This window comes from Pseudarthrobacter sp. NamE5 (genome assembly GCF_005796225.1).
Classification (GTDB): domain Bacteria; phylum Actinomycetota; class Actinomycetes; order Actinomycetales; family Micrococcaceae; genus Arthrobacter.
The window spans coordinates 288,410-308,713 of record NZ_VAHO01000001.1 but is presented as its reverse complement, the minus strand read 5'-3'; the positions used below and the strand labels follow the sequence as shown (position 1 = coordinate 308,713).

General features: G+C 61.8%; 23 protein-coding genes and 2 pseudogenes. 8 read left to right on the top strand and 17 right to left on the bottom strand.

Features of this window, described 5'->3' with window-relative positions:
• Positions 1-122 precede the first annotated feature (122 nt).
• Together FDW84_RS02650 and FDW84_RS19980 are read left to right on the top strand one after the other, a co-directional pair.
• Positions 123-446: pseudogene (locus FDW84_RS02650) on the top strand (DUF3140 domain-containing protein); the annotation flags it as partial.
• 628 nt (positions 447-1,074) lie between these two features.
• Positions 1,075-1,452 (top strand): sigma factor, encoded by a 378-nt coding sequence (locus FDW84_RS19980; protein WP_138606278.1) that lies wholly within the window; start codon positions 1,075-1,077, stop codon positions 1,450-1,452.
• On the opposite strand, the gene FDW84_RS02640 is transcribed toward FDW84_RS19980, so the two are convergent.
• From FDW84_RS02640 to FDW84_RS02615, 6 genes are all read right to left on the bottom strand, one after another.
• A complete protein-coding gene (locus FDW84_RS02640; protein WP_171046621.1) occupies positions 1,453-1,890 on the bottom strand; it encodes a cupredoxin domain-containing protein in 438 nt (145 codons plus the stop codon).
• Positions 1,891-1,943: 53 nt separating this feature from the next.
• Positions 1,944-2,579, bottom strand: a complete 636-nt coding sequence (locus tag FDW84_RS02635; RefSeq protein ID WP_138606274.1) for a hypothetical protein — start codon at positions 2,577-2,579, stop codon at positions 1,944-1,946.
• A gap of 44 nt (positions 2,580-2,623) precedes the next feature.
• On the bottom strand, positions 2,624-3,325 hold the full coding sequence (locus FDW84_RS02630; RefSeq protein ID WP_138606272.1) for a sortase domain-containing protein: 702 nt from the start codon (positions 3,323-3,325) through the stop codon (positions 2,624-2,626).
• Positions 3,326-3,349: 24 nt separating this feature from the next.
• Positions 3,350-4,114 (bottom strand): CHRD domain-containing protein, encoded by a 765-nt coding sequence (locus FDW84_RS02625; protein WP_171046620.1) that lies wholly within the window; start codon positions 4,112-4,114, stop codon positions 3,350-3,352.
• A gap of 178 nt (positions 4,115-4,292) precedes the next feature.
• Entirely contained in the window at positions 4,293-4,766 is a 474-nt protein-coding gene (locus FDW84_RS02620) for a hypothetical protein (RefSeq protein WP_205754715.1), read from the bottom strand.
• The gene (locus FDW84_RS02615; protein ID WP_138606270.1) at positions 4,763-5,155 is read right to left on the bottom strand and encodes a cupredoxin domain-containing protein; all 393 of its coding nucleotides are present in this window, start codon (positions 5,153-5,155) and stop codon (positions 4,763-4,765) included. The genes FDW84_RS02620 and FDW84_RS02615 overlap by 4 nt, the downstream gene beginning before the upstream one ends.
• Before the next feature lie 676 nt (positions 5,156-5,831).
• Here FDW84_RS02615 and FDW84_RS02610 point away from each other — a divergent pair.
• Positions 5,832-6,425, top strand: coding sequence for a metalloregulator ArsR/SmtB family transcription factor (locus FDW84_RS02610; protein ID WP_138606268.1), 594 nt, complete (start codon positions 5,832-5,834; stop codon positions 6,423-6,425).
• Positions 6,426-6,693: 268 nt separating this feature from the next.
• Here the strand turns inward: FDW84_RS02610 and FDW84_RS02605 are convergent, their stop codons facing one another.
• The 6 genes from FDW84_RS02605 to FDW84_RS02585 all read right to left on the bottom strand — a co-directional run bounded on the left by FDW84_RS02605 (position 6,694) and on the right by FDW84_RS02585 (position 11,567).
• On the bottom strand, positions 6,694-6,990 hold the full coding sequence (locus FDW84_RS02605; protein WP_138606266.1) for a hypothetical protein: 297 nt from the start codon (positions 6,988-6,990) through the stop codon (positions 6,694-6,696).
• A gap of 13 nt (positions 6,991-7,003) precedes the next feature.
• Positions 7,004-7,726 carry a GAF and ANTAR domain-containing protein gene (locus FDW84_RS02600; RefSeq protein WP_138606264.1) on the bottom strand — a complete coding sequence of 241 codons (723 nt, stop codon included), beginning with the start codon at positions 7,724-7,726 and terminating at the stop codon, positions 7,004-7,006.
• A gap of 1,583 nt (positions 7,727-9,309) precedes the next feature.
• A complete protein-coding gene (locus FDW84_RS02595) occupies positions 9,310-9,996 on the bottom strand; it encodes a DUF1440 domain-containing protein (RefSeq protein ID WP_138606262.1) in 687 nt (228 codons plus the stop codon).
• A gap of 242 nt (positions 9,997-10,238) precedes the next feature.
• Positions 10,239-10,886, bottom strand: a complete 648-nt coding sequence (locus tag FDW84_RS02590) for a class I SAM-dependent methyltransferase (RefSeq protein WP_205754714.1) — start codon at positions 10,884-10,886, stop codon at positions 10,239-10,241.
• 92 nt (positions 10,887-10,978) lie between these two features.
• Complete coding sequence (locus tag FDW84_RS19175) at positions 10,979-11,137, bottom strand: hypothetical protein (RefSeq protein WP_171046607.1); 159 nt, start codon at positions 11,135-11,137, stop codon at positions 10,979-10,981.
• 4 nt (positions 11,138-11,141) lie between these two features.
• Positions 11,142-11,567: a YciI family protein gene (locus tag FDW84_RS02585; protein ID WP_138606260.1), complete on the bottom strand. Its 426-nt coding sequence runs from the start codon at positions 11,565-11,567 to the stop codon at positions 11,142-11,144.
• 98 nt (positions 11,568-11,665) lie between these two features.
• Here FDW84_RS02585 and FDW84_RS19170 point away from each other — a divergent pair, with 98 nt between their 5' ends.
• A complete protein-coding gene (locus tag FDW84_RS19170; RefSeq protein WP_171046619.1) occupies positions 11,666-11,875 on the top strand; it encodes a hypothetical protein in 210 nt (69 codons plus the stop codon).
• Positions 11,876-11,931: 56 nt separating this feature from the next.
• On the opposite strand, the gene FDW84_RS02580 is transcribed toward FDW84_RS19170, so the two are convergent.
• Positions 11,932-12,156 carry a hypothetical protein gene (locus tag FDW84_RS02580; RefSeq protein WP_138606258.1) on the bottom strand — a complete coding sequence of 75 codons (225 nt, stop codon included), beginning with the start codon at positions 12,154-12,156 and terminating at the stop codon, positions 11,932-11,934.
• 395 nt (positions 12,157-12,551) lie between these two features.
• Between FDW84_RS02580 and FDW84_RS02575 the strand changes: the two genes are divergently transcribed.
• From FDW84_RS02575 to mscL, 3 genes and pseudogenes are all read left to right on the top strand, one after another.
• The gene (locus tag FDW84_RS02575) at positions 12,552-13,826 is read left to right on the top strand and encodes a glycoside hydrolase family 26 protein (RefSeq protein WP_138606256.1); all 1,275 of its coding nucleotides are present in this window, start codon (positions 12,552-12,554) and stop codon (positions 13,824-13,826) included.
• Between the two features lie 215 nt (positions 13,827-14,041).
• Positions 14,042-14,386, top strand: a pseudogene (locus FDW84_RS02570) (DUF1801 domain-containing protein); the annotation flags it as partial.
• Positions 14,387-14,757: 371 nt separating this feature from the next.
• Positions 14,758-15,231 (top strand): large conductance mechanosensitive channel protein MscL, encoded by a 474-nt coding sequence (gene mscL, locus FDW84_RS02565; protein WP_138132391.1) that lies wholly within the window; start codon positions 14,758-14,760, stop codon positions 15,229-15,231.
• Positions 15,232-15,285: 54 nt separating this feature from the next.
• Here mscL and FDW84_RS19595 read toward each other — a convergent pair whose 3' ends face one another.
• A complete protein-coding gene (locus FDW84_RS19595; protein ID WP_240721331.1) occupies positions 15,286-15,684 on the bottom strand; it encodes a PP2C family protein-serine/threonine phosphatase in 399 nt (132 codons plus the stop codon).
• Between the two features lie 282 nt (positions 15,685-15,966).
• Between FDW84_RS19595 and FDW84_RS02555 the strand changes: the two genes are divergently transcribed.
• Positions 15,967-16,548 carry a sugar phosphate isomerase/epimerase family protein gene (locus FDW84_RS02555; RefSeq protein ID WP_138606252.1) on the top strand — a complete coding sequence of 194 codons (582 nt, stop codon included), beginning with the start codon at positions 15,967-15,969 and terminating at the stop codon, positions 16,546-16,548.
• A 654-nt stretch (positions 16,549-17,202) separates the two neighbouring features.
• Here FDW84_RS02555 and FDW84_RS02550 read toward each other — a convergent pair.
• From FDW84_RS02550 to FDW84_RS02540, 3 genes are all read right to left on the bottom strand, one after another.
• Positions 17,203-17,583, bottom strand: coding sequence for a DUF7793 family protein (locus tag FDW84_RS02550; protein WP_138606250.1), 381 nt, complete (start codon positions 17,581-17,583; stop codon positions 17,203-17,205).
• A gap of 1,132 nt (positions 17,584-18,715) precedes the next feature.
• Positions 18,716-18,916, bottom strand: coding sequence for a hypothetical protein (locus FDW84_RS02545; protein ID WP_138606248.1), 201 nt, complete (start codon positions 18,914-18,916; stop codon positions 18,716-18,718).
• A 932-nt stretch (positions 18,917-19,848) separates the two neighbouring features.
• Entirely contained in the window at positions 19,849-20,064 is a 216-nt protein-coding gene (locus tag FDW84_RS02540; protein ID WP_138606246.1) for a hypothetical protein, read from the bottom strand.
• Positions 20,065-20,304: the final 240 nt, after the last annotated feature.

Here is a 20,304-nt window from a genome sequence, read left to right as displayed (position 1 = left end):
CCTCCGACTGGCCCTTACCGCATCGCCCGCCCCTGGCCCACTTCGGGGTGGACTGAACAACAATTTTGCGCACTCAGAAGGAGTAGATCATGACGGATTAGGCGTATAGCGATTTCAAATCGCTAGTGAATATGACCTCGAAAGAGCTCGAAAAGTGGCTACAAACAGATGAGTCTCAATCCGTTGGCATTGCAAAAGGCACGTCGAGTGACAAGAAGACTGACGTGGGCGGGGCCGAATCTATCGGACATGAGTCGGGAAGGAAGATCTTGGATATCATGTCCAAGAAAGAAAGCGCCCTTACTGATGATGATGTCGCGCATATAAAAAAGGTTAATGCATATATTAGGCGGCATAAGGCCCAGAGACCATCAAAAGAAGATATTGAGCATTCTAGGTGGCGGTATTCGCTCATGAATTGGGGGCATGACCCGTCGAAAGAGTAGTTATTTTACGTACGTTACCAAGTGGCACTGAGGGCAGTGATAACCTTGAAAGACGACATTGAGGGGTCGCCCAGTCACCGCCGACCCCCAGCCAAGCCCTCCCTGGGCCGATACCTCACCAGTGTGAGAGCCGCTGAAGTATAGACAGAAAATTCACTCTCTACGTCCGCTGGCGTTGGCAAGGCCCGATCGGACATGCAGGCTACCCAGCTCGTAAACCTTTTCCATCAAGCTTCGGGGCGCTGGCTCAAGGTTCACCTCCCTCAACAGCAGTCCCTGACCTTCCTGCGCATGAGCGCACGCTACGCCCTACCTGTCCGATTGGCCTCGGGGTAAGAAGGCAGTTTTTCGTGCTTCAACTGTGACAACTTTTCATATTATGTGTCATCGGCTGAAGACTTCATTGTCAGTTTAGTAATTCGGTGGGTTCCCGGGATATATTCAGGAGGATGTGGAGTGCTTTCCCTATTTTAACAGTACGCAGTTGAAAACGTGGATACCCCGGCAATTGAAGTAACCTTTCTCATTGGTCCAGTGGGGCCGCAGGCTCAACCTCGCAGGTAAACGCGTCAGTAGCTGGGAACAAGGGCAGCGTCCTGAGGGGCCCGGATTCGCTGCAGGGGCTTCTGTGCAGGATTTCCCAAAGCGACGTGGAGGCCTCCAGGGACCTGTATGTCCGCACGGTGCGGCGGCTGTACGGCGTCTGGCAGTGCAGGTAGTTAAAAGGTCGGAGCTGGCTGAGGAGGTTGTGCAGGAAGTCCTCGTTCAGGTGTGGTTATCGGCGGGCCGGTTTGATCCTTCCCGGGGTGAGCCCCGGGTGTGGCTGTTCACGCTGACCCACCGCTCCGCCGTCGAGGTTGTCCGGCGGGAGCAAACTTGTCATGAACGTGATTCCCGGCATGACCGAGAGACAACGGCGCTGGGCCAGGCTACTGTCAAAAAATTGATTCTGCGCAGAGGCCGGCAGATGCCAGATAAGAGTAGCCGTGAGGTGTTTCCCCAGTGACTATTTCACCGTGAGGGTGCCTTTCATGTTTCCGTGGAAGTTGCAGTGGTACGGGTAGGTCCCTGGTTCTGTGGGGGCGGTAAAGCTGGTGGTGCCGATCTGGACGTTGACGTCGAACGCGTCGCCGGTGTCAGCGGTTATGGTGTGCGCTTCGATGTCTTCGTTGGTGACCGTAATTTCCGCTCCTGGGCTCACGGTGCCGGCTCCCTGGTATTGGAATCCCTTAATCAATATGCTCGCGGGGGTCGCCGACGAGGAGCCCGTACCGGGGGCTGAGGGAGCGGGCTCGGTGGTGGCGGCAGAAGCTGAGGGGAATTGTTCCGTCACGGTGGGCGCCGCTGTGGTGCCGGACCCTGACATGCCCCCGCAGCCGGACAGGGCCAGCATCACTGCTGCTGCGAGTCCAAGGGCGCTGCTCGTTCTGGTGCTTGTCTTCATGGCTGGACCTTTCATGAGGAACCGCAAATGAGTGTTGTTGCTGCAGAAATTGGTCAGGGGTGTTCGATCCAGCAGGCGAGGATGGTGGTGGAGAGCTGGTAGGCCAGCGCATTCCTGGTGATGTCGTCCGGCCCCAACGTGGTGGGCAGGTCAGAAGCGTCTACTTGGAGGACGAAGCTGTCCTTTTGGAAGACCGCTGACCCGTCGGCGGTTTCGTAGGCAGGAAATCCCAGGTTGGCGAGGCCTTCGATGGGTGTGGCGTCTTTTGCGAGGGACTGCATCGCGTCGAAGTAGGTCAGTGCCGCGGCCTTGTCCTTGGCTTCCTTGACGGAGATGACCAGGTCCCCTTCGTCCAGGTGGTAGGTGCACGTAAATGTGCTGTCGGCCCAGTCGTTGATGGTGTGCGGGTCCTGCCCGAGGTCCAGGATGGCGGTGAGCCGGTCCTTTGGCTGGTCCCCGCAGACCATGAGGGCGGCTTCACTGGGGCCGTCGGCCTTGGGGGCACCCGGTGATGAGGAACCGGCACCGTGGTGTCCGCCGCCGTGGCCCTCAGAGTGCCCGGTTTCGGTGGAAGCTGCTGGTGCCGAGGGGCCCGATGGTGCGGTGACGGATCCGGCCGCTGTTGCACAGCCGGTGAGCAGCAGGGCCGAGAGTGCCAGGGAGGCCAGCAAGGGCGTGTGCTGTTTCATCGGTTTTCCATCCTGGCCACACCGTCTGCCGGTGGCGGCCGTTGTCAGGCTTTGAGGGTGGCGTAGATGACGTAGTTGTCGTCAAACTCCCCGGTGGCGGGGTCGTAGCCGTCGCAGGTGATGAGCCGCAGTTCTGACCCGGGAGTGTTCCCGTAGACCTCAAGGGTGGGGAACCTGTCTTTGGGGTAGAGCGCGCCGCGGTCAACGGTGAAGACGGCGGCGCTGCCATCGGCCCGGGAAACGGTGATTTCGGCGCCGGGGGTGAGCTTGCGCAGGTCTGCGAAGACACCCTTGTTGCCGCCCAGGGCGTTGACGTGGCCCAGCAGCACTGAAGGTCCGCGTTCTCCGGGGGTGGGGGAGCCGTCGTACCAGCTGGCAGGGGCTCCGTTGCCGGTGTCCTGCGGTACTTTCAGGGAGCCGTTCTCTTCCAGTCCCAGGTGGATCAGGTCCGTCCGGACCGAGATCGAGGGAATGGTCAGGGTGACCGGGGCCGAAGCGGCCATGACCGGCGGGAGCTGCTGTGCGGGCGGGGCCACAGCAGGGGCGGCGGGTGTCGGCGCGGAAACAGGCGGGGGAGCGCTGGGGGTGCCGGGCGCAGCAGGGGCTGAGACCGAGGCTGCAGGTGACGTTCCCGGATCCGGGGTGGTGGGTCCGGCGGCGCAGCCGGTGAGGGTGAGCAGGAGCAGAACCCCGGCCGCCGTGGAGGCTAGGGGGCCTGTGCGGTGGCCGGGGTTCCTGGGTGTCACTGTATTGATCCGTTCAGCTGGTGCTTAGGCTGCTGCGTTGCGGCGGCGGACGACGTACGCTCCGCCGGCGAGGGCGATCAGTGCCAGGCCGGAACCGATGGCGAGGGCTCCGGTGTCGGTGCCGGTTTCGGTGGGGACGCCGGTTGCTGCCCCGCCTGCGGGCATTTTCATTTGTCCGGCCGTCAGGGTCCCGCACAGGGCGGGGGAGGTGGCGGCAAGCGGAAGCTCAGGGACAAGATCGCTCTTGGCCGCCTGCGCGGCAGGGCTCAGCGTGGCCGGGTCAAGGCCGTGGACAACCACCACTGCGGTGCCTGCCTGAAGGGCGGCCTTGGTCTCGGCATTCAGCTCGAAGGTGCGGTCAATGGTGTATGCGGCGCCCTGGCCGGCGACCTTGAGGTCAAGGCCTGCTGCGGGGCTAGTGTCCCCGCTGGTGGACAGGGTGGTGACGATGCCGCCGTAGGCCGGTGCGCCTTCGGTGGTGTTGATGACCTGGTCGCCGTTGGTATCGGCTGAGGGGTCCGGGCACATGCCCTTCGCGCCGCCGTGGATGTGCTGGACGTGCGGGTAGGGTGCGTCCATGAATGTCGCGGCCAGGCCGGAAACGTTCAGAACAACATGGGCCTGGTTGCCCGTGACGTCAACGGTGACGGTGCCGGACGCTGAGCTGCCGTTCAGCTGGCCCAGGGTGGTCTGGTAGGACTGGTCGGCGGCCATGGCCGGGGAACCGGAAAGGGCAAGGGCGCCCAAAGCGAGGGTGGGAACAGCCATAAAGCGGAGTGTCTTATTCATCAGAAAAATCTCCTCATACACGCGCGTGATGTTGGTATCCCCGGGAGGGGACAACAGTACTTCGCAACCGCTCCAGCAAAGGATGGGTACGGATTTGGCCGGGTTCACATATTTTTGCAGGCCGTCTCCGTGCGGCCGTCCGAGAGGCGCCGTACCGGGAGGTCACCAGAGGAAGGGGTCAGGCAGATGAGGTGCCGCCGTGCCGTCTCCGGACAACCCGCCCTGATTCAGGCTGGTGCTTGTGCAGCAGGGCGTACCCGGCCACCGCCAGGGCGCCTGCGGCGGCCTCAGCGAGGGCAGTGATGACTTTGGCCGTGTACCAGACCGGTTCATACATCGACGGCAGCGGCCCGATAGCGGGGACCTGGAGATAGCGGTAAAGGATGACCGCGGCCAGGGACGACAACGCCACCAGCGCAGCGGCAGCGAAAGCCGTCCGGGAACCCTTGACCAGGACGAACGCCGCTGCAACGACGGCCGCGCTGGCCTGAACCGAAAACAGGGTGCCCTGGCCGACACCGCCCGGCGCTGCCTGCTGATATCCCGAGGCCAGCTGGACATGGACCACCCCGCTGCCCACCAGGGCCGCCGCGACACCAACCCGCAACACCCAAAGAGCGCCTCCCTGCTGGTTTCTGTCTGCGCGGTTCATCTCACGACCAGCGTCCCGGTCATCTGCGGATGAAAGCTGCAGATAATCCCGTACTCGCCCAAAGCCTTTGGTGCCTGGAAAATTACTGTTCCACCGCCCGGGACTTCAATATCGAACCCGCCCTCGTCCCTTGCCGTGACAGTGTGCGGAGCGCTGTCCGCGTTCGTTACCGTCAGCATCGCGCCGGGCTTTACGGAAGCGGGAACCTCATACTTAAAGTCCCTGATCGTAATGACCGCTTCACCAGCCTGGGCCGATCCATCAGCTGGTATGGCGGTGGAGCTGGCCGCGGGTGGGGCCGAGGCATCCCCACCCTGGACCGCGCACCCAGTGACGGCCGCAAGTGAAACAGTTGCGGCTACGGTTAGGCTGCGATTGATTCTTTTCATGACAATCCCCTTCAAGGGATACAGTCCTGCACACACCGGGCTGGCGCGGCCATCAGGAAACTACCCCACACCCGCTATTCGTCACCCTTGCCCGGACGGACTGCCCGCACTTTCAACGCCGGCGGGCTTGCGCTAAGCGGAAGGCTCCTGGTGCCTTCGGACCGGGTCGTTGTAGCCCTGGCAAAGGCTGGTCCCATGCTTACTTACCCTGATGTGGGTTGAGCAATACGTCGGCCCCTCCTGGCCGGAAGGACCCAGTACCAGCAGCTTAATCTCGACACCGCTGTGGAGGAGTTCGACCCGGCAACGGAGACTGCCATGGCCTTCGGGGCAGGCCCGCCAAGCACCAGCCGGCTCCTGGACGCTGGCGCGTACTGCTCGGCCCTGCAGGCCACCCCTCGTGCCCACCGCCGTTCGCCCCGCATAGGGCATACGAACACGAAAACGGCCTTTAGCGGTCGCTCCGCTGCATAAAGTCCGTGTCCCTGCGAAAACTGTGAGGAGCGGGCAGTTTCCTCACCGGGGTTGGTCCGGCTGCTGGCATTGGACCGCGGCGATGACGCTTTGCGGGGGTTCCGCGTCCAGGCTCCGGCGCCTTTGCTTAACCAGTACCCCGGTGATCCTGAGAGAGGATAATCAGCGATAGGAGAACGTTTATGCCTGCAGGTAGGGAGCCATGGTGGTTGGACAAGCGAACGCGGTCAATGCCCGTGCGGTTGCGGAAGCGGAGCTTTTCAAGGCGCTGGCTCATCCCGCCCGCGCCAGGGTGCTTGGAGTCCTGGCCAACGGTTTGGCTTCTGTGCCCGAGTTGTGCACTGCCACAGGCATGAAGCCTTCTCATTTGGCGGGCCATCTGACACAGCTCCGTGCCCAGCACCTGGTGACCGGGACCCGTTCGGGCGGCAGGCTGCTGTACGGCTTGTCTTTTCCTGAGATTGCCCGGGTACTGGCTGCCGCTGATGTCGTTTTGTCTGCCCGGGCTGCTGCTCAACTGAACGGATTGGACACCATCGGCGCCTCGGAACCAAGCGCACAGGACCCGGTGAATGAGAACCTGGCCTCCGTGGTGGAGGAGTTTGTTCCCGTCCTGGAAGAATCCCTGCAGACGCGCGCCTTGATTGCTAAAGCTGTTGAATCGGTCAGTTCCCGGACAGGCCTAAGCTCTGACGCAGCTCGAAACGCACTTCTGGCTGAGTCCGTGGAACGTCGCGTTCCCCTCGCCGAGGTGGCACGTGACGCCGTTGCCAGCGGTGAAACCGATTGGCCTTAGCCCTTGACCCTGTGCTTCGACCGTCCCACACTCTTAAAAGAGGAATTGATCAATTCATCACTTTTCAATCCTCCCTTTTGGGGGCCTTCTGATCAAAGTGCTCAGAGGGCTGGTAATGGCGGGACAGGGGATGCTGCGGTCGGTTCGTATTTTGGGGCCGCGTATGGCCGGGAAGGGGCAGGAACAGTGTGGTTCCTGCCCCTTTCCGATCCCAACCCCTCCGGCTTTACTAATCGCGGCTACACCAGTGACGCCATCGCGGCATGCGCTAGTTCACGCCTGCCTGACCCTCGTCTGCCCGTGGGTGGATTGCCCGGCTGTAGCTGGCACGCCTTCCATTGACGCCAAGGCTATTGAGGGACTCATTCAGCGCATGCGCCAACATATCCCGTTCCATGGGTGGAATGCTGAGGGCAGCATAGACGTAGGCCTGGACTTCGGTCAGCCCGACTTTTCCTCCTATACTGAAGTACTTCATCCACACCTGCTCAAGAGCCAGCGGTGCAGCCTCGAACGCTAACCGGAAATCGTGGCGCTGTTCGTCCTCGCCCCCAGGGACCGCCATCGTTCACCCCCGGTCAAGTATCAAGTCCCGGCGTGGACCCAATCACGTCTTCTGCCACTTCCTGCAACGTCCGGTCCTCGTTCAGAGCCCTGGCCATGAGGTGCAGCATCGCATCGTGGTCCCCGATGCGACGATTGGACATGACGATTCCCTTGGCGGTGCTGAGGACGTCGCGCTGGGCAAGCGTCGACTTCAGCTGTTCACTCAACATCCGGCCCTTGTCACGGGCCTGAACGTTCACCAGGAAGATCGAGGCTTGCGCTGCGAACAGTTCCAGCAGCCGGATCAGCCGGTGCGAAGCCGCCTTGGGTTTGTCCCAGTAAATCTTGATGGCGCCAAAAGCCAAGTTCCCCGAGAGCAGAGGAACACTTACGCAAGAACGCAAGCCCAGCTCGTCTGCCGCTGCTCCCCATTCCGGCCACCGCAAGTCCGTACGTACATCAGCAATATCAACCGGATGCCCGGAAGCCCATGCGCTAAGGCAGGGCCCCTGCCCAAGCTCGTATTGCAGGCTATCTGCCCGTGCCACGATGCTGCTCGTGGACGCTGCACTACTGCGGCTGCCCTTAGCGTCCAGAAGAGATACCCCCGCGCCCGCGGCGTCGCCGACGGCCAGGACCGCCGCCTCCGTGATGAGCGTCAGGGCGTTGGCGACAGTCTCCTCGGTCAGGAGCACGTTGGAAAACCGCGCAAAGACTGCGGCCAGCTCATCGGCCAGCGGCAATTCAGTATCCATGACCGCTCCAATCCCAGCCTTCCGGCCCTAAGAACCAGTTGCGTCTCTACCTCATCTCAGCACACAAAGCCACCCGAATCCACTCCCGCAAGGGGCCGTCCGGCCCGTCTGCGCTTCCCGCTGTCCCGGCAGGCTCTGCCCGCATCTTCCGGCGGCGGCCCGGGCAGTGCCGCATCACATTCGTTCCCGCAGCCGGTGACCGCTTGGTCACCACTGCCACAACCGGGGACCATTTCTATGGGTTATCCGCCGCTCCTGCTGCCAGGGGAGGAGCTACCCAATGGTCCCAGAAGGCTCAGCTTCAACACGGACACGGCCACCATCGGCGTCCCCGCCCCGATGATCCACGTTTTGTCCGCGGGGAGGCCTGGTTGTTGGACTCCAGTTCATTCACCCCGGCGGCCTTTAGCTCTTCCTGGTCTCCGTTCCGGACATGGAAAACCACGGCAGGCGCTCCGTTGGCCTGTGCGTCCTCGGCGAAAGCTTCCAGCTCGCGGGCAAGTTCCGCAACCGACGAGGTGGCCGTTTCATCAGGAGTGCCGAATGTGCAGCCGGCAAGCACCAGAACCAGGGTCAGTACAGCACGTGCCTGTTCCCCAGGGAACCTCACCCCATGGGCTGCCCGGGTATGTCGCCAGCGGACCGCTGCCCGGACCCTTTCACAATGTGGCGGTCGTACCCGTAGCATCTAGTACAGCGTCCGCGAAAGCCCCCTTCGGAATCGGGTTCTGCCAGCCGTTGATGCCCAGCATCGAGCCTGCACAGCAGAGCAAGGTCATGGCTACTCCTCTCCGACAATGTGTCACCCATCCCGCATCTGATTATGTTCCTGAAGCCTCTGATTGAACCTGCAGGAACCCAAGCCCTACCTGCGTTGCACTGCCGCTCCCGGGCGCCGGCTTTGCGTGTGTCAGGAAGTAAAAATTCGTTTGAGTGGGTGAAAGCCCGTCGGATTAGGAAGTGGCCCAGCTGCTCGGCAAAAACCCGGGAACGGCAGCGTGATTTCGGGACGCAGTTTGAGTAACTTGTTCATGCTCGTGGTTGAGCAGTCAGCCGGTACGGCACTCGAAGAGAGTCACCGACCATGACATTTGACGCTGATCACTTCCATCCTGAAGGCACCTGGCCCCGGAGAAGAAATCACCGTCACCAACGAAGACATTGAAGCGCACAGCCTCACCGCCGACACCGGCAGCGCGTTCGACGCCGTCATCCAAACCGGCGCCGGCACCTTCACCCCACCGACCGAAACCCGGCACCGGCACCTTCACCGCACCGACCGAACCCGGCACCTACCCCTACCATTGCATCTTCCACGGCAACATGAAAGGCACCCTCACCATCAAATAGGACCCCGGGACATCCAAGCCCGCCCATCGGTACGGTCCATGCCGGAATGCGTCCACTGGACTGTAAAGCGCGGGCGGGCAGAAGCCCGGCGAAGATGTGTCAGCTGACACTTATCGTTACCAATGGATTCAGGAGAAGAGGGGGACAATAGCTACCGCACGCGGCGTCCTGCTCCTGTCCCGGTCCTTCCTGGTAACTGGCGTGGCAGTGTTCCTCGCAGCAGCCGGCAACACTCACCGGACACGGTCAAAGAGCTGCAGCACGCTTTCGGTGACGACACCGAGAACCATGTGTGCCACTGCACCCCGTGCGTGTGCCTGCCAGGGGTATTCCGTTGGCCCGGAGGCCAGCCCCAGCGCAGGGGCAACCACCTCATCATTAACCACGAACAATCCCAGACCATAGAGAGCACCGCCACCTGCCTGCATCATCGGCACCTGTCTGCGGATAACAGCGTGCAGTGCCCCGGGCAGGATTCCCAGCGCGTAATGCAGGGCAACACCTGAAGGATTCGGTTGGCCGGTGTGCACGTTGATGCCGGTCATAGCGGCTATTTTCTCAGCTCCGACGTGGGCGACGTCTTTGCCTGCCGATTGTGCCTGCGGCTGCCGGTCCAGCGCCTCCTGCTCCGCATCGGTGTACTCGACGTCGTCTCCGCCCTGGCGCGCCTGCAGTTCGCGGGCCACCGCGTCCTTGGCTTCATGGTTGTAAAGGAACCACCCGACCCGGTCCATCGCCCAGACGCCGACGGCACCCGCTACTGCACCCAGCAGCATGTCCAAGGCAACACTGCGCGGTGGTTGCTCTACCGGCCGGGCAGGAGCAGGGACTGGAGATGCCTGTGTCTGACGGTTCCCGGCCGGCTGCGGGGAAGTAGTGCGGCCCTCGGGGAAGTCTCGGGTGGTCGTGGGATGTGTCATCGAAAATGTCCTCTCAACGGTTTTGCACAGCTAACGGCAAAGAACGACCGCCACACAGGGCTGACTATAGAAGCAGCATGCCCGGGAACAAAGGGTAAGTTTCAAGAGGACATCCAACTGAGATGAGAAGCGGAATAGTTGCGATGCTCTGCACGCTATCGGATGCGTCCACGTCCACCATCGGCGGCAGCCGGGGCCAGAGCGTCCAGGACTCACCGAGGCAGTTCAGCGCAGGACCGTCCTCAGTTGTTTCCGGAGGTATCGTGCTTGTAGGCAAGTATTTGAAAGACGATGCCGCCTGGTCCGCTGCGCTGGACCTCGGTGATGCTGAAGCCCGCGCTTGCCAGGTATGGGACAGGATCGCGGGTGATGTGCTCGGCGCTCACACGGATGATGAGGGGTTCGATCGCCCGCATGAGGGCGCGCGCCAAGGCCCGCGTGGAGCGCCCGTGTTCGGCCAGGACGAACACTCCCCCTGGACGGAGTACACGATACGCCTCACGGCTGGCGGCGAGGGGATCTGGTATGGCGCAGAACGTGAAGGTGGAAATGAAGGTATCCGCGCTTCCCGATGGTAAGTCCAGGGTTTGCGCGTCCCCGTGATGTAACTCGACTCGAGCGATACAATTTTCAGTTACTCGTCTGCGGGCGATAGCGAGCATCTTCTCGGAGAGGTCAAACCCTCTCAGATGCTTGACTTCAGGGCCGTACAGCGGAAGGTTCAGACCCGAACCCACACCTATCTCGACTACCGCCCCCTGGGCCCTCGATACAGCCCAGGCCCGGGCCCCATTGGCAATGAAGCGCTCAAAAAAGTTCATCCACCGGTCATAGAGGCGCGCATTTTTGTTGAAAGCCTTAGCGATGTCTTCGTTGCTGGTCCGATTCACTACACCTCCCTGGAAATCGGGCTTATCGCTGCTGGACCGTTCCGACAGCTGCCCCTATGTACACAAATTTATGGCCGGGTTTTTGAAACGACTTACGACATAGCCAGAGTACGCGTTATCCCGAGGGTCAGGCCGACGTCCCCGGTCACCTTGGCCAGTGTTGCGATGATCCGGGCGCTTTCGATCCGCCACACTGCATCCAGGGTGCGCTGGACCTCTAGTGTGGAGGTGCCCAGGGGTTTGTCGGCCATGTCGCTAGGGCTGGTTGAGTTCTTCGCGCCAGCCGGCTTCCTTTTGGAGGAATTCGTTGTCTGAGAAGTCTTCAAAGTCACTCATATCGGTCACGCGACGGACTTCGAGTTTGCTTCCCGGGCCCAGGGGGCAGCGGCTTGCCCACTGGACCGCTTCTTCCTTGCTGGCGGTCTGGATGATCCAGAATCCGTTGAACAGTTCGTGGGTTTCCCCGTACGGGCCGTCGGTAACGATGGGCTCCTCCGCGGAAAAGTCGACAACGAACGCGTCGCTCATGTCATCGGCGAGCCCCTCACCGGCCAGCAGCACCCCCGCCTTCATAAGGGATTCGTTGTAGGCGCCCATGGCATTGATGATCTGTTCGATGTCCGCAGCTTCGTAGGCCTTTTTGGCCTGGTCCGTAGCGCGCATAATCAGCATGAACTTCACTGTTCTTCTCCTTCATAATGAGAACGCCTGATGCGTCCTTCTACTATCGCGTCGAACGGGCAAGCGCCGGATCGACAAGGACTAGAAATATTTTCAAAATGCCTGACGACGATAGCCTGATCGGCTTGTCAGTCTTGGTCGTTCGGCCCGTCAGCCGGGCCATGGTGGTCGGATCGGTCAGACTTTTCGGCGACCTGATCCCGATGGATTCGCTTTGGAGCGCCGACCAGATCGGCGGGTACGGGAGGATCCTTGTCATCATCAGCTGTCATGAGGCTCATCCTAGGGGCAACGAAAGGCTCAGTTAGATGCGACACCACGATGGGAGCCCGATGCTGGAGTGGTCCGAGGGCTTGTACCGAATTCACGGATACAGCCGGGGCGAGGTGGTTCCCACCGTTGAGCTCGTGCTCGCCCACAGCACCCTGATGACCGGGAAGCGGCACGCCAGCTCATTCAAATCCTGTCCACGGAGGGCGGCCAGGGCTCCAACTTTCACCGCATCCTCGACAGTAAGGGCCGGGAACACCGCGTGCTGACCGTGGCCGAGGCGGACCGGGACGTGGCGGGCAAGGTCGTGACCATTCACGGGTTCATGATCGACTTGACCCGCGCCATGGCTATTGAGATGGAATGCTCAGCCATGCCTTCCTCCATCGGCGCCCGTGCCCGGGTGAGGTCGTTGTTGGATGCTTACCGGCAGTACGGGGGTGAGGAACCGCTGTGGTGTCGCAGGGGCCGGCCCTGTCAGGCTTGGTGTTTTGCCGGGCCCATACGCCAACGGCTACACCGGCCAGTGCCCAGAAGGCGCCCACGACGACCCCGGCACGGACGATCCAGAATGGCACCCGCAGGGTGTCCCCGGCGCTTGACGTTTCGGTTGCACGATTCGTCATGCCCAGCATCCTGCCCTACCCGGCCCCGCAGAGCCCAGTCAGTGCCTAGGATGGGAGAAATTGCAGGTCAAATGGGGGTTATACAGGCATGTCCGGAAGGACTCAGAAAAAGAACCGGTCCGGGCGGAAGGGTTTGTCGGAGACGCGACAGGTTGTGGCGCTGGCCGGGGTAGTGGTGCTGGTGGCCGGGGGAGTAGGTGCTGCCGGGATCTACGGCAGCCTGTCGGCCAGGGCGCATGAGCAGCAACGGCAGCAGACCCAGACTCTAGGGACCGCGCCGGCGGCCTCTGTCTGCGAGGTCCTTGACCGGGCCGAGATGGTCCCGGAGACCGGGACGCTGTTTGGAGTGAACCTCGATTGGCAGGCCAAACCCTTGGCGGCTTACGCTGCGGACCTGGGCCGCAAACCGGCCGTGAGCGTGTCCTTCACCGGATTCCCGTACACGGGGCAGGAAAAGGTTGATCTGCAACGGGCTGTGCAGCAGATCCGGGCTGACGGCCAGATGATGCTGCTGACCCTCGAACCCGTGAACGGGCTGGCTGCGGTCACCCCCGACTCCGCCGAGGCGTTGGCCAGGGACCTGGCGCAGTTCAATGCCGACGGCGTCCCGGTGATTGTCCGGTTCGCCCATGAAATGAACGGCTCCTGGTACCCGTGGTCCCAGCAGCCTGCCCTCTACATTATGGCGTTCCGGACCCTAGCCGAGGCGGTGCACACCCACGCCCCGGGCTCGGCGATGATGTGGGCGCCGAACTACGGCGGCGGCTACCCGTTCGCCGGAGGCCAGTACGAAACCAAACCCGGCACCGGGGACTTCACTGCCCTGGACACCGACGCCGACGGTGCGTTGACCATGAACGACGACGCCTACGCCCCGTACTACCCGGGCAATGACGCGGTGGACTGGGTCGGGATGTCCCTTTACCACTGGGGATTAGAGTACCCGTGGGGAGAAAACGAGCTTCCGGAGCCGGGCAAATTCGCTGACCAGCTCACAGGCAACTACGTCGGCGCGAACGGTGATGACAGCCTGCTTCCCGACTTCTACCAGGTCTACGGAGAAGCGCACGGCAAGCCCGTAGCCGTACCGGAAACAGCAGCGCTCTTCGCCCCCGGAGCCGGCGGTGAAGGGGAACTTCCAATCAAGCAGGCCTGGTGGGAACAGCTTTTCGACCCCGCCACCGCCACGCGGTTCCCGCAGCTGAAAATGATCAATTGGTTTGAATGGGACAAAGAAGAAGTGGAAGTCAAAGGGAGAGTGGACTGGACGGTCACCAACACCCCAGATGTCCGTGACGCTTTCACCGCCGCCCTGCCGGACTGGCTGCGCTACGGCCCCGACACCTGCCAGCCCCGCCTCTGAAGGCCGGCGGTTGCCTGGCGGAATACCATGGGTCCAGGGTTACTGCACGGGTAGCGGCAGGTCTGTGTTTCGTAGCCTGCGCCCGTACTACTGTGGCCATGTGCAGCCCTTTAGCGAGGAGATCCATGGCAGCGAAGCCGCCGGCAATGTCGCCGTCCGATCAACCGGTTTAGGAGGTACTCGACCGGCTCCAGGGCCCCCGACGTGTCGAGGCCGACGAACTGCTCGCACTCCTGGCCGAGGTCAGCGGTGAACGGCCTGTAGTATGGGCCGGCCGCATCATCGGCTTCGGCGAGTACGTATACCGATACGAGAGCGGCCACGGGGGCCGCGCTCCTTTGCTCGCCTTCGCGTCCGGGCCAGCGAAGCATACGATCTACCTCATCAACGACTTCTCAGAGCGCTGGCCTGACCTCATGGGCCGAATTGGCAAGCACCGCGCCAGCAAGGCATGCCTGTACCTCACCCGGCTGACCACCGTGGACCGCAGCGCGCTGCGCGAGCTCCTTCAACACTCGCTTAACGAAACTCGGTCAACAGCATCTAACCGCTCGGACTGAGCATTCACTGGCGAACCACTCACGTCGATGTGCGGGGGAAGTCCCGGATGCAGCATCTACGCAGCCGCGCAGGCGCTGGATACCGGAAAGTGTTGAGTCGGTTGATGACGCAGGCCTGCTTGGGGCAGTAGGGCGTCGGCTCGGGTCGCGCGGCTCACCGCGCCCTTGTTCGCAAGCGCAGCGAGTTGTTCAGCGGTGTCGCTCGACGGGGAGAAAGGCCGCTTTGTCAGGTCATCGGGCGCCCCTGAAGATCCGGGACGCACGGGAGGCCGCCTCCTATTCCTCTGCTTACCAGGGAGCCTGCGGCCGGGCCCGGCGCGTTAGAGGCGGCCGCACTCGGACCTAGGCGTCAACGGGTTTAGCATCATGACATGTCGAATATGTGGAAAGAATTCAAAGCCTTTGCCATGGGCGGCAACATGTTTGATCTCGCCCTCGGCTTCATCATCGGCACGGCCTTCGCCGCTCTCGTTGACAGCCTGGCCAACGACATTCTGCTGCAGTTCGTTGCGGCGATCTTCGGGGCTCCGGACTTCAGTCAGATGAGCTTCACTGTCAACGACGCCGAGATCAGATACGGCAGCTTCATCACCGTGCTAATCAGGTTCCTGCTGCTGGCCCTGGTGCTGTTCGGGATCGTTAAGCTCCTCAAGCGCTTTGGCATGGGCAACTTCCGCGCCCAGGGCCAACAGGAATGCCCCTACTGCAAGGAATTCGTGGCAATTGACGCCATAAAGTGCAAGTACTGCACCGCCGACATCGACCCGGGGCAACTGGAGGAAGAAGACATTGAGCTGCTGAAGAAGCGTGAAGGCTGGCAAAACCCCAATGACGGCATCGCCTAATCCTCCCTCCAACGAGCCCCGGCGGCTGGTTGTGCCCCAACCCTCGGTTTGCGGCTAACCGAGAGGGTCCCCTTTCTGGGGAAAACGGCGGACCATGAGGAGTGTCAGGTCGGCAGTGGCTTGTGATAGTCCGTTGATGAGCGCCTTGATGGCTGCGATTGGGTTAACTGCGGCGGCGATTGCCGTCAGCTCGGTCTGAAGTTCGGCCAGGTTGTCATGGGCGACTTCGAGGACACCATCGCTGGGGGTGATCAGGGAATCGCCCGGTTCCAGATGCAGCTCCTCTGTTGCCCAGTGTTGCCCGGACACGATTCCCAAGGGCGGGCCGCTGGGGGAGAGCTGATTCATTTTCCCTTCGGCTGTGAGGTGGTGAGCGAGTCCGTATCCGGCGTTCGAGTAGCGGATGGTCCCGGTGTCGGAGGTCTGCGCTAAATGCGGTGACGAATAGGTCATCAAGGGCTAGGTCCTTTTCCAGGTAGGTTGAGACCGCAGCAAGGGCGTCGCCGGGGAGGGTTTGTCCAGACCAGCGCAGGTGGGTGTGTACGGCGGCGGCCAGAAGCGCCGGACCGGTCCCTTTGCCCATGGCGTCGGCCACGGTGATCCGCAAAGCATTGCCATGCACTTGCCAGTCGTAAAAGTCCCCGGACAGGTCCCCTGCCGGTCGCGTGTACGCGTGGACTTAGTATCCCCTCAGAGGCTGGGGGTGTCGGGTAGAAGGGCACAAACGCGAACGTTATCCGCGACCTTCACGAAAGGCTCGAACTCGCCGCCGCCCTTGGGGTCGGCGGCGTCAGAAACTTCCCCAGCGCTGACCCTGGCAATGGTAAGGCCAAGGACTGGGACGAAACCGCCGGCCGGCGGCTGTCAGCCGCAGCAGAGGTTGCGTCATCCCTGAACGTTCAATTGCTGCTCGAAACCCATGACTCCCACCCCACCGGGACAGACATCGCCCGGATCCTGCGCCTCGTCGAACCCAGCGGGACCACAAAGGCCATCTGGGACGTCCTCCATCCCTGGCGGCACGGGGAACAGCCCGAGAACACTGCAAACGCAGTGCGGGGATCCTTGGCCTACTGCCAGTTCATAGATGCCATCATTGGGGCCGGCCCAGACAGCGTCACTCTCACCCTTCCGGGCCAAGGCGCCATACCGATCTCCGCTATCGCAGGTATGGCTGAAAAGATCAGCAAAAACCAGGGCGATGAAACGTTCTGGGCCTGCCCCAAATGGGAAAAAGCCTGGCACCCCCATCTCGCCGAACTCCCAGAGGCACTTACAGCCCTCCGCGCCATCCTCATGCCCATGGCAACATCGTAAACATCCACCTCGCTTCGGGCCGGAACCCATGATCGCGGGGCCAGCAGCCCATCGTGGATCTTCCACATCGGCTATATCGGCTCCCTCACCAACCCCCCGTCGCGTCATGGGCGGAAGCGATTTTCACCCGTTTCGTAATGCCCCTTTTGGGTGCTCTATGGTGGCATTTCCAGCCAAGGGGGCTGTGCGCCGCAGGGCGTACTGTTTTCGTCGAATTCCTCGCCCGGCCATGGCACCAGCTTTTGGCATGCCGGAAAATTACTCAGGGGCATCTCGTCCTTGTCCGGGAAGACCGACGTTTCTCCCTCAGGGGTAGCTGCCACGGGACGGGCTGGCTCCTGACGTCAGTACATCAGGAGCCCGCACCCATTACACCGCTTGCCGCGGACATGGCCTCTGCACAGCGGGAGCTGAACCAGCACTGACAGGACGTAGCGCTTTTGACTGTGACTGCCCTGATGAGCTTCTGCCGACATCCCGCCTTGGTTCTGCCTGCTGGCTGTCAAAAGGCGGGGGCGGCTGCTGCCGACAATTGTGCCTCACGGTTCGCGACAGCTTGCCCTTTTGAAGACACATCTCGATAAAAGACTCACACGGCAAAATCGCATCAGCCCTGCTTGAAGACCTGCAGGCGGGGTACCTGTTACGACGGCGCTAGGGCAGCGAGGGGTCTTTCACCAACCAAGCCATCGCCTCGTGCAGGTTCGTGAAGAACCGTGTCGGATGCCCCGGTTGATGACGTGCCGTGTAAAAGTTGGCGATGGTTTCATCGACCGGGGAAGACCCGACGATGGCCGCCCGCAGAAGGGGCCAAGGTGCGGCGAAGGCCTCCTGCGCCCTTTGGTCGATCCATGTCATGCCTGTCATCTCTACCAGCAGGGGCAGGGTTTGCCCTGCACTGAGAGCCCTGGCACGCTGCATGAGCGCTCTTGCGTCACTTTCCCTGACCACCGACCCGGGTTCCCACTTCAAATGCAGGATCTGCCCGGAAAGCTTAAGCGTGCCGGTCGTGCCGTTGTGGCCTTGATCTTCCATGTCAGCTCCTCAAGGTCCGGACTTCGGAGCCTGGTGGTACCGCTCCAGGGAAAGTGTCGGACACGCCCATAAATTATGCCGTAAGAGTTCAGAACTCCCAGGAGGCCACCTGATAAGCGACGAAGATCGCTTAACGTGCCGGCGCCGCGGCCCTCACCCGGCTGGCTATCCACGAGAGGACCGCAACCTCATGGGAGCGAACCATGGAGTAGCGATCGGCCCGTCCCTCCAGAGCGGATGCCAGTGGCTCCCCGCCTCGGGCTCGTCCCCGAGCAACCCCGCTCTTGGAGCCGGGTCACAGTCACCACCCTGAGTTAGATTCATCAACTTCCGGACGGCTGGCTCCACGTTGGAGCTGTAATACTGCCACTGATCCAGCGAGATATCAGGAACACGGCGTGGTGCCCATTAGTTGGGCGAGAGGATGGTGGGGGTGTGATGAAACAGAGATAGGGCGCCAGCCGGGTACTCGGGCACTGTAGATTGACACCGGGGTGAAGCGCTGCCGGGTCGTCGTCGGCCGCGGAGGCGGCATGTCCGCCGGTGTCAGGCAAAGGTCGGTGATATGGCCCATACCAGCATATTCAAGGATATCGGCGATGCCGCAACTGCGGACTGCTTGTCGGGGAACGGCCGTGACGTTGCCATCACTGTTCCGTCCGGAGCGGCAATTCTGAATCGGAAGTTCGAGTCGTCGTCGTCACCGCCCTAAGGTCTCCTCCGGGTACGGCTGATGCGACGGCCCTGTGCGTGCCGACTGAACGGCAGCGCGGCATCGGGCTGCGTTCCGGACGGTTGGGGGTAAAGCTCGGGCGGGGAAGCGCGGGTCATCCCACTGAATCCTTCGCTAAACCTACGTCGAAGCTTCATTACTTGTGAGTAGAACTCTGCCCGCTTCAGCGCCAGACCAGGCACCGGTGACCGCCCGTCGCCATCCTCCTTGGCACCCTGACCTGGTGAAGGATCCTGCGGTGCAGGAGGACGTTCTCTGAGCGGATGCAGGGCGTAGTTCCTGATGGCTACGCCCCGCACTTGATGCACCTGATGAGAAGATACGAAGACCCTAGCCATACATAACGTCAACATCGACTCTCGGTTCAGGCTCGGGGAGAGGCCCTGGAGAGGAGTGCTATTACAACTCGGTCGCCGGCGGGCGGGGCGTTGCGACGACCTCTTCGATGTATTCCTTGGCCTTGTCATCCAGCGGCGGGGCGGCGTTGCCCGACACATCGGCGCGACCTGCCTTAACCTTCTGGAAGACGAGGCCGCCCAGGACTGCCAGCACTGCGAGGGCGAGCAAAGGTAGTAACGCGGATCTGGATTTTTTTGCCATTTCCAGATCCTACTCGCGCCTCAGGCTTTGCGGCTTCTATCCGATTGGAGATTCGCGGACAAACCTTCACAGACCGGCTCCCGCTCGGCGTCGGAGCCGGCAGGGTGCAGACACTCGGGTACGGCGGATCGGCTTCCGTCCTGATCCTTGGTCCTGGAGTGGCTGGGAACGGGCGACCGGTGGCAGGTTCCCGTGCCGATGGATGCTCGGCCCCGGCTGGAAGGACGAATAGGGGTACCATGCCCGTTGGTCTGCGGTTTCGGCTTTGTGCAGCGCCCCAGGAGAGTCGGCTCCTGGGGCGCATCCAGGGGTTGCGGTCAATTAGGCGAGGCACCCGCCGAGCGCGATCGTCCAACCGCCACTATTCTCCGTCCATACACGACATCATCCAGCCCTACATGGTCGAAATAGGGCGGCCGCTACCGGTGATCCCCAATCGGCGGATAGGTTATTGCGCGCATTTCGCTGGGGTCTACCTCTGGATGGGTGGCTGCCCAAGCGTTGAGCGCGTCAATATTGTTACCGAGTGGCCCGCCCGGGTCAGGCACACAGTCCACTTCAGCCTGTAATTTCCGAATAGCGTCCCACAACTCCGGGCCTCGCTCGGAGCCTCTCGTCGATCATGTCCCATAGTTGCATGCGCCCGGCATGACCAGGGGCAATGGCCAGCAGCAAAGTAGCTTTATGAGATGAGGTTCCGGGACGACCTCGTGGTCCCGGAACAAAGGACGGCGAACAGGTCTCCTTCGACCTACTACATGCCACACCGAAAGGATGACCAACCTGGGTATCTGAAGCTCCCCGTGCCATGGCAAAACGTTGCGCTGAGGCCGCTGCATGTTACAGACGCTGTTCAACGTCACGGGGACTTAGGGTCCTGGTCTGTTGCACAACTCCGCCGCCCGGGGAGGCGGTGGAGCTACCCCTCTTCCTCAGTCAGCATTCAGCTTTAGGTCAAAGCCGTCCCGGATATGGAAGAGTCGGCGACCGCCTACGGGATTGTGGACCCAGACCACCTCTCCTTCTGCGGTTTTAGCATCAACCACCCCCGTATATTCCGTGCGGCCAGCTCGGGTCAAGGAAACCTTTTCACCCACTTCGGCGTCGTGCCAGAGTACCGGCTTGTGATTTTCGGGTTTCCAGGTCACTGAGTTTCCTTCCACGGTTATGCGACGGCATCGGAGGCGTCATAAGCAATAAGACGCCACGACGCCATCCGGCTCAATGGACCGATTGACTACGTCAGACGGTGCTACTTGTGCATGCCTCCAACCGATATCTATCCGCGCGTCGCTTTCCACTTGTGCGGGCGGCCCTGACGACTGGAGAGCCGGTCCCAGTGAAGGTTGCCTGACAGTGGTGAGTGGTGAGTGGTGAGTGGTGAATAG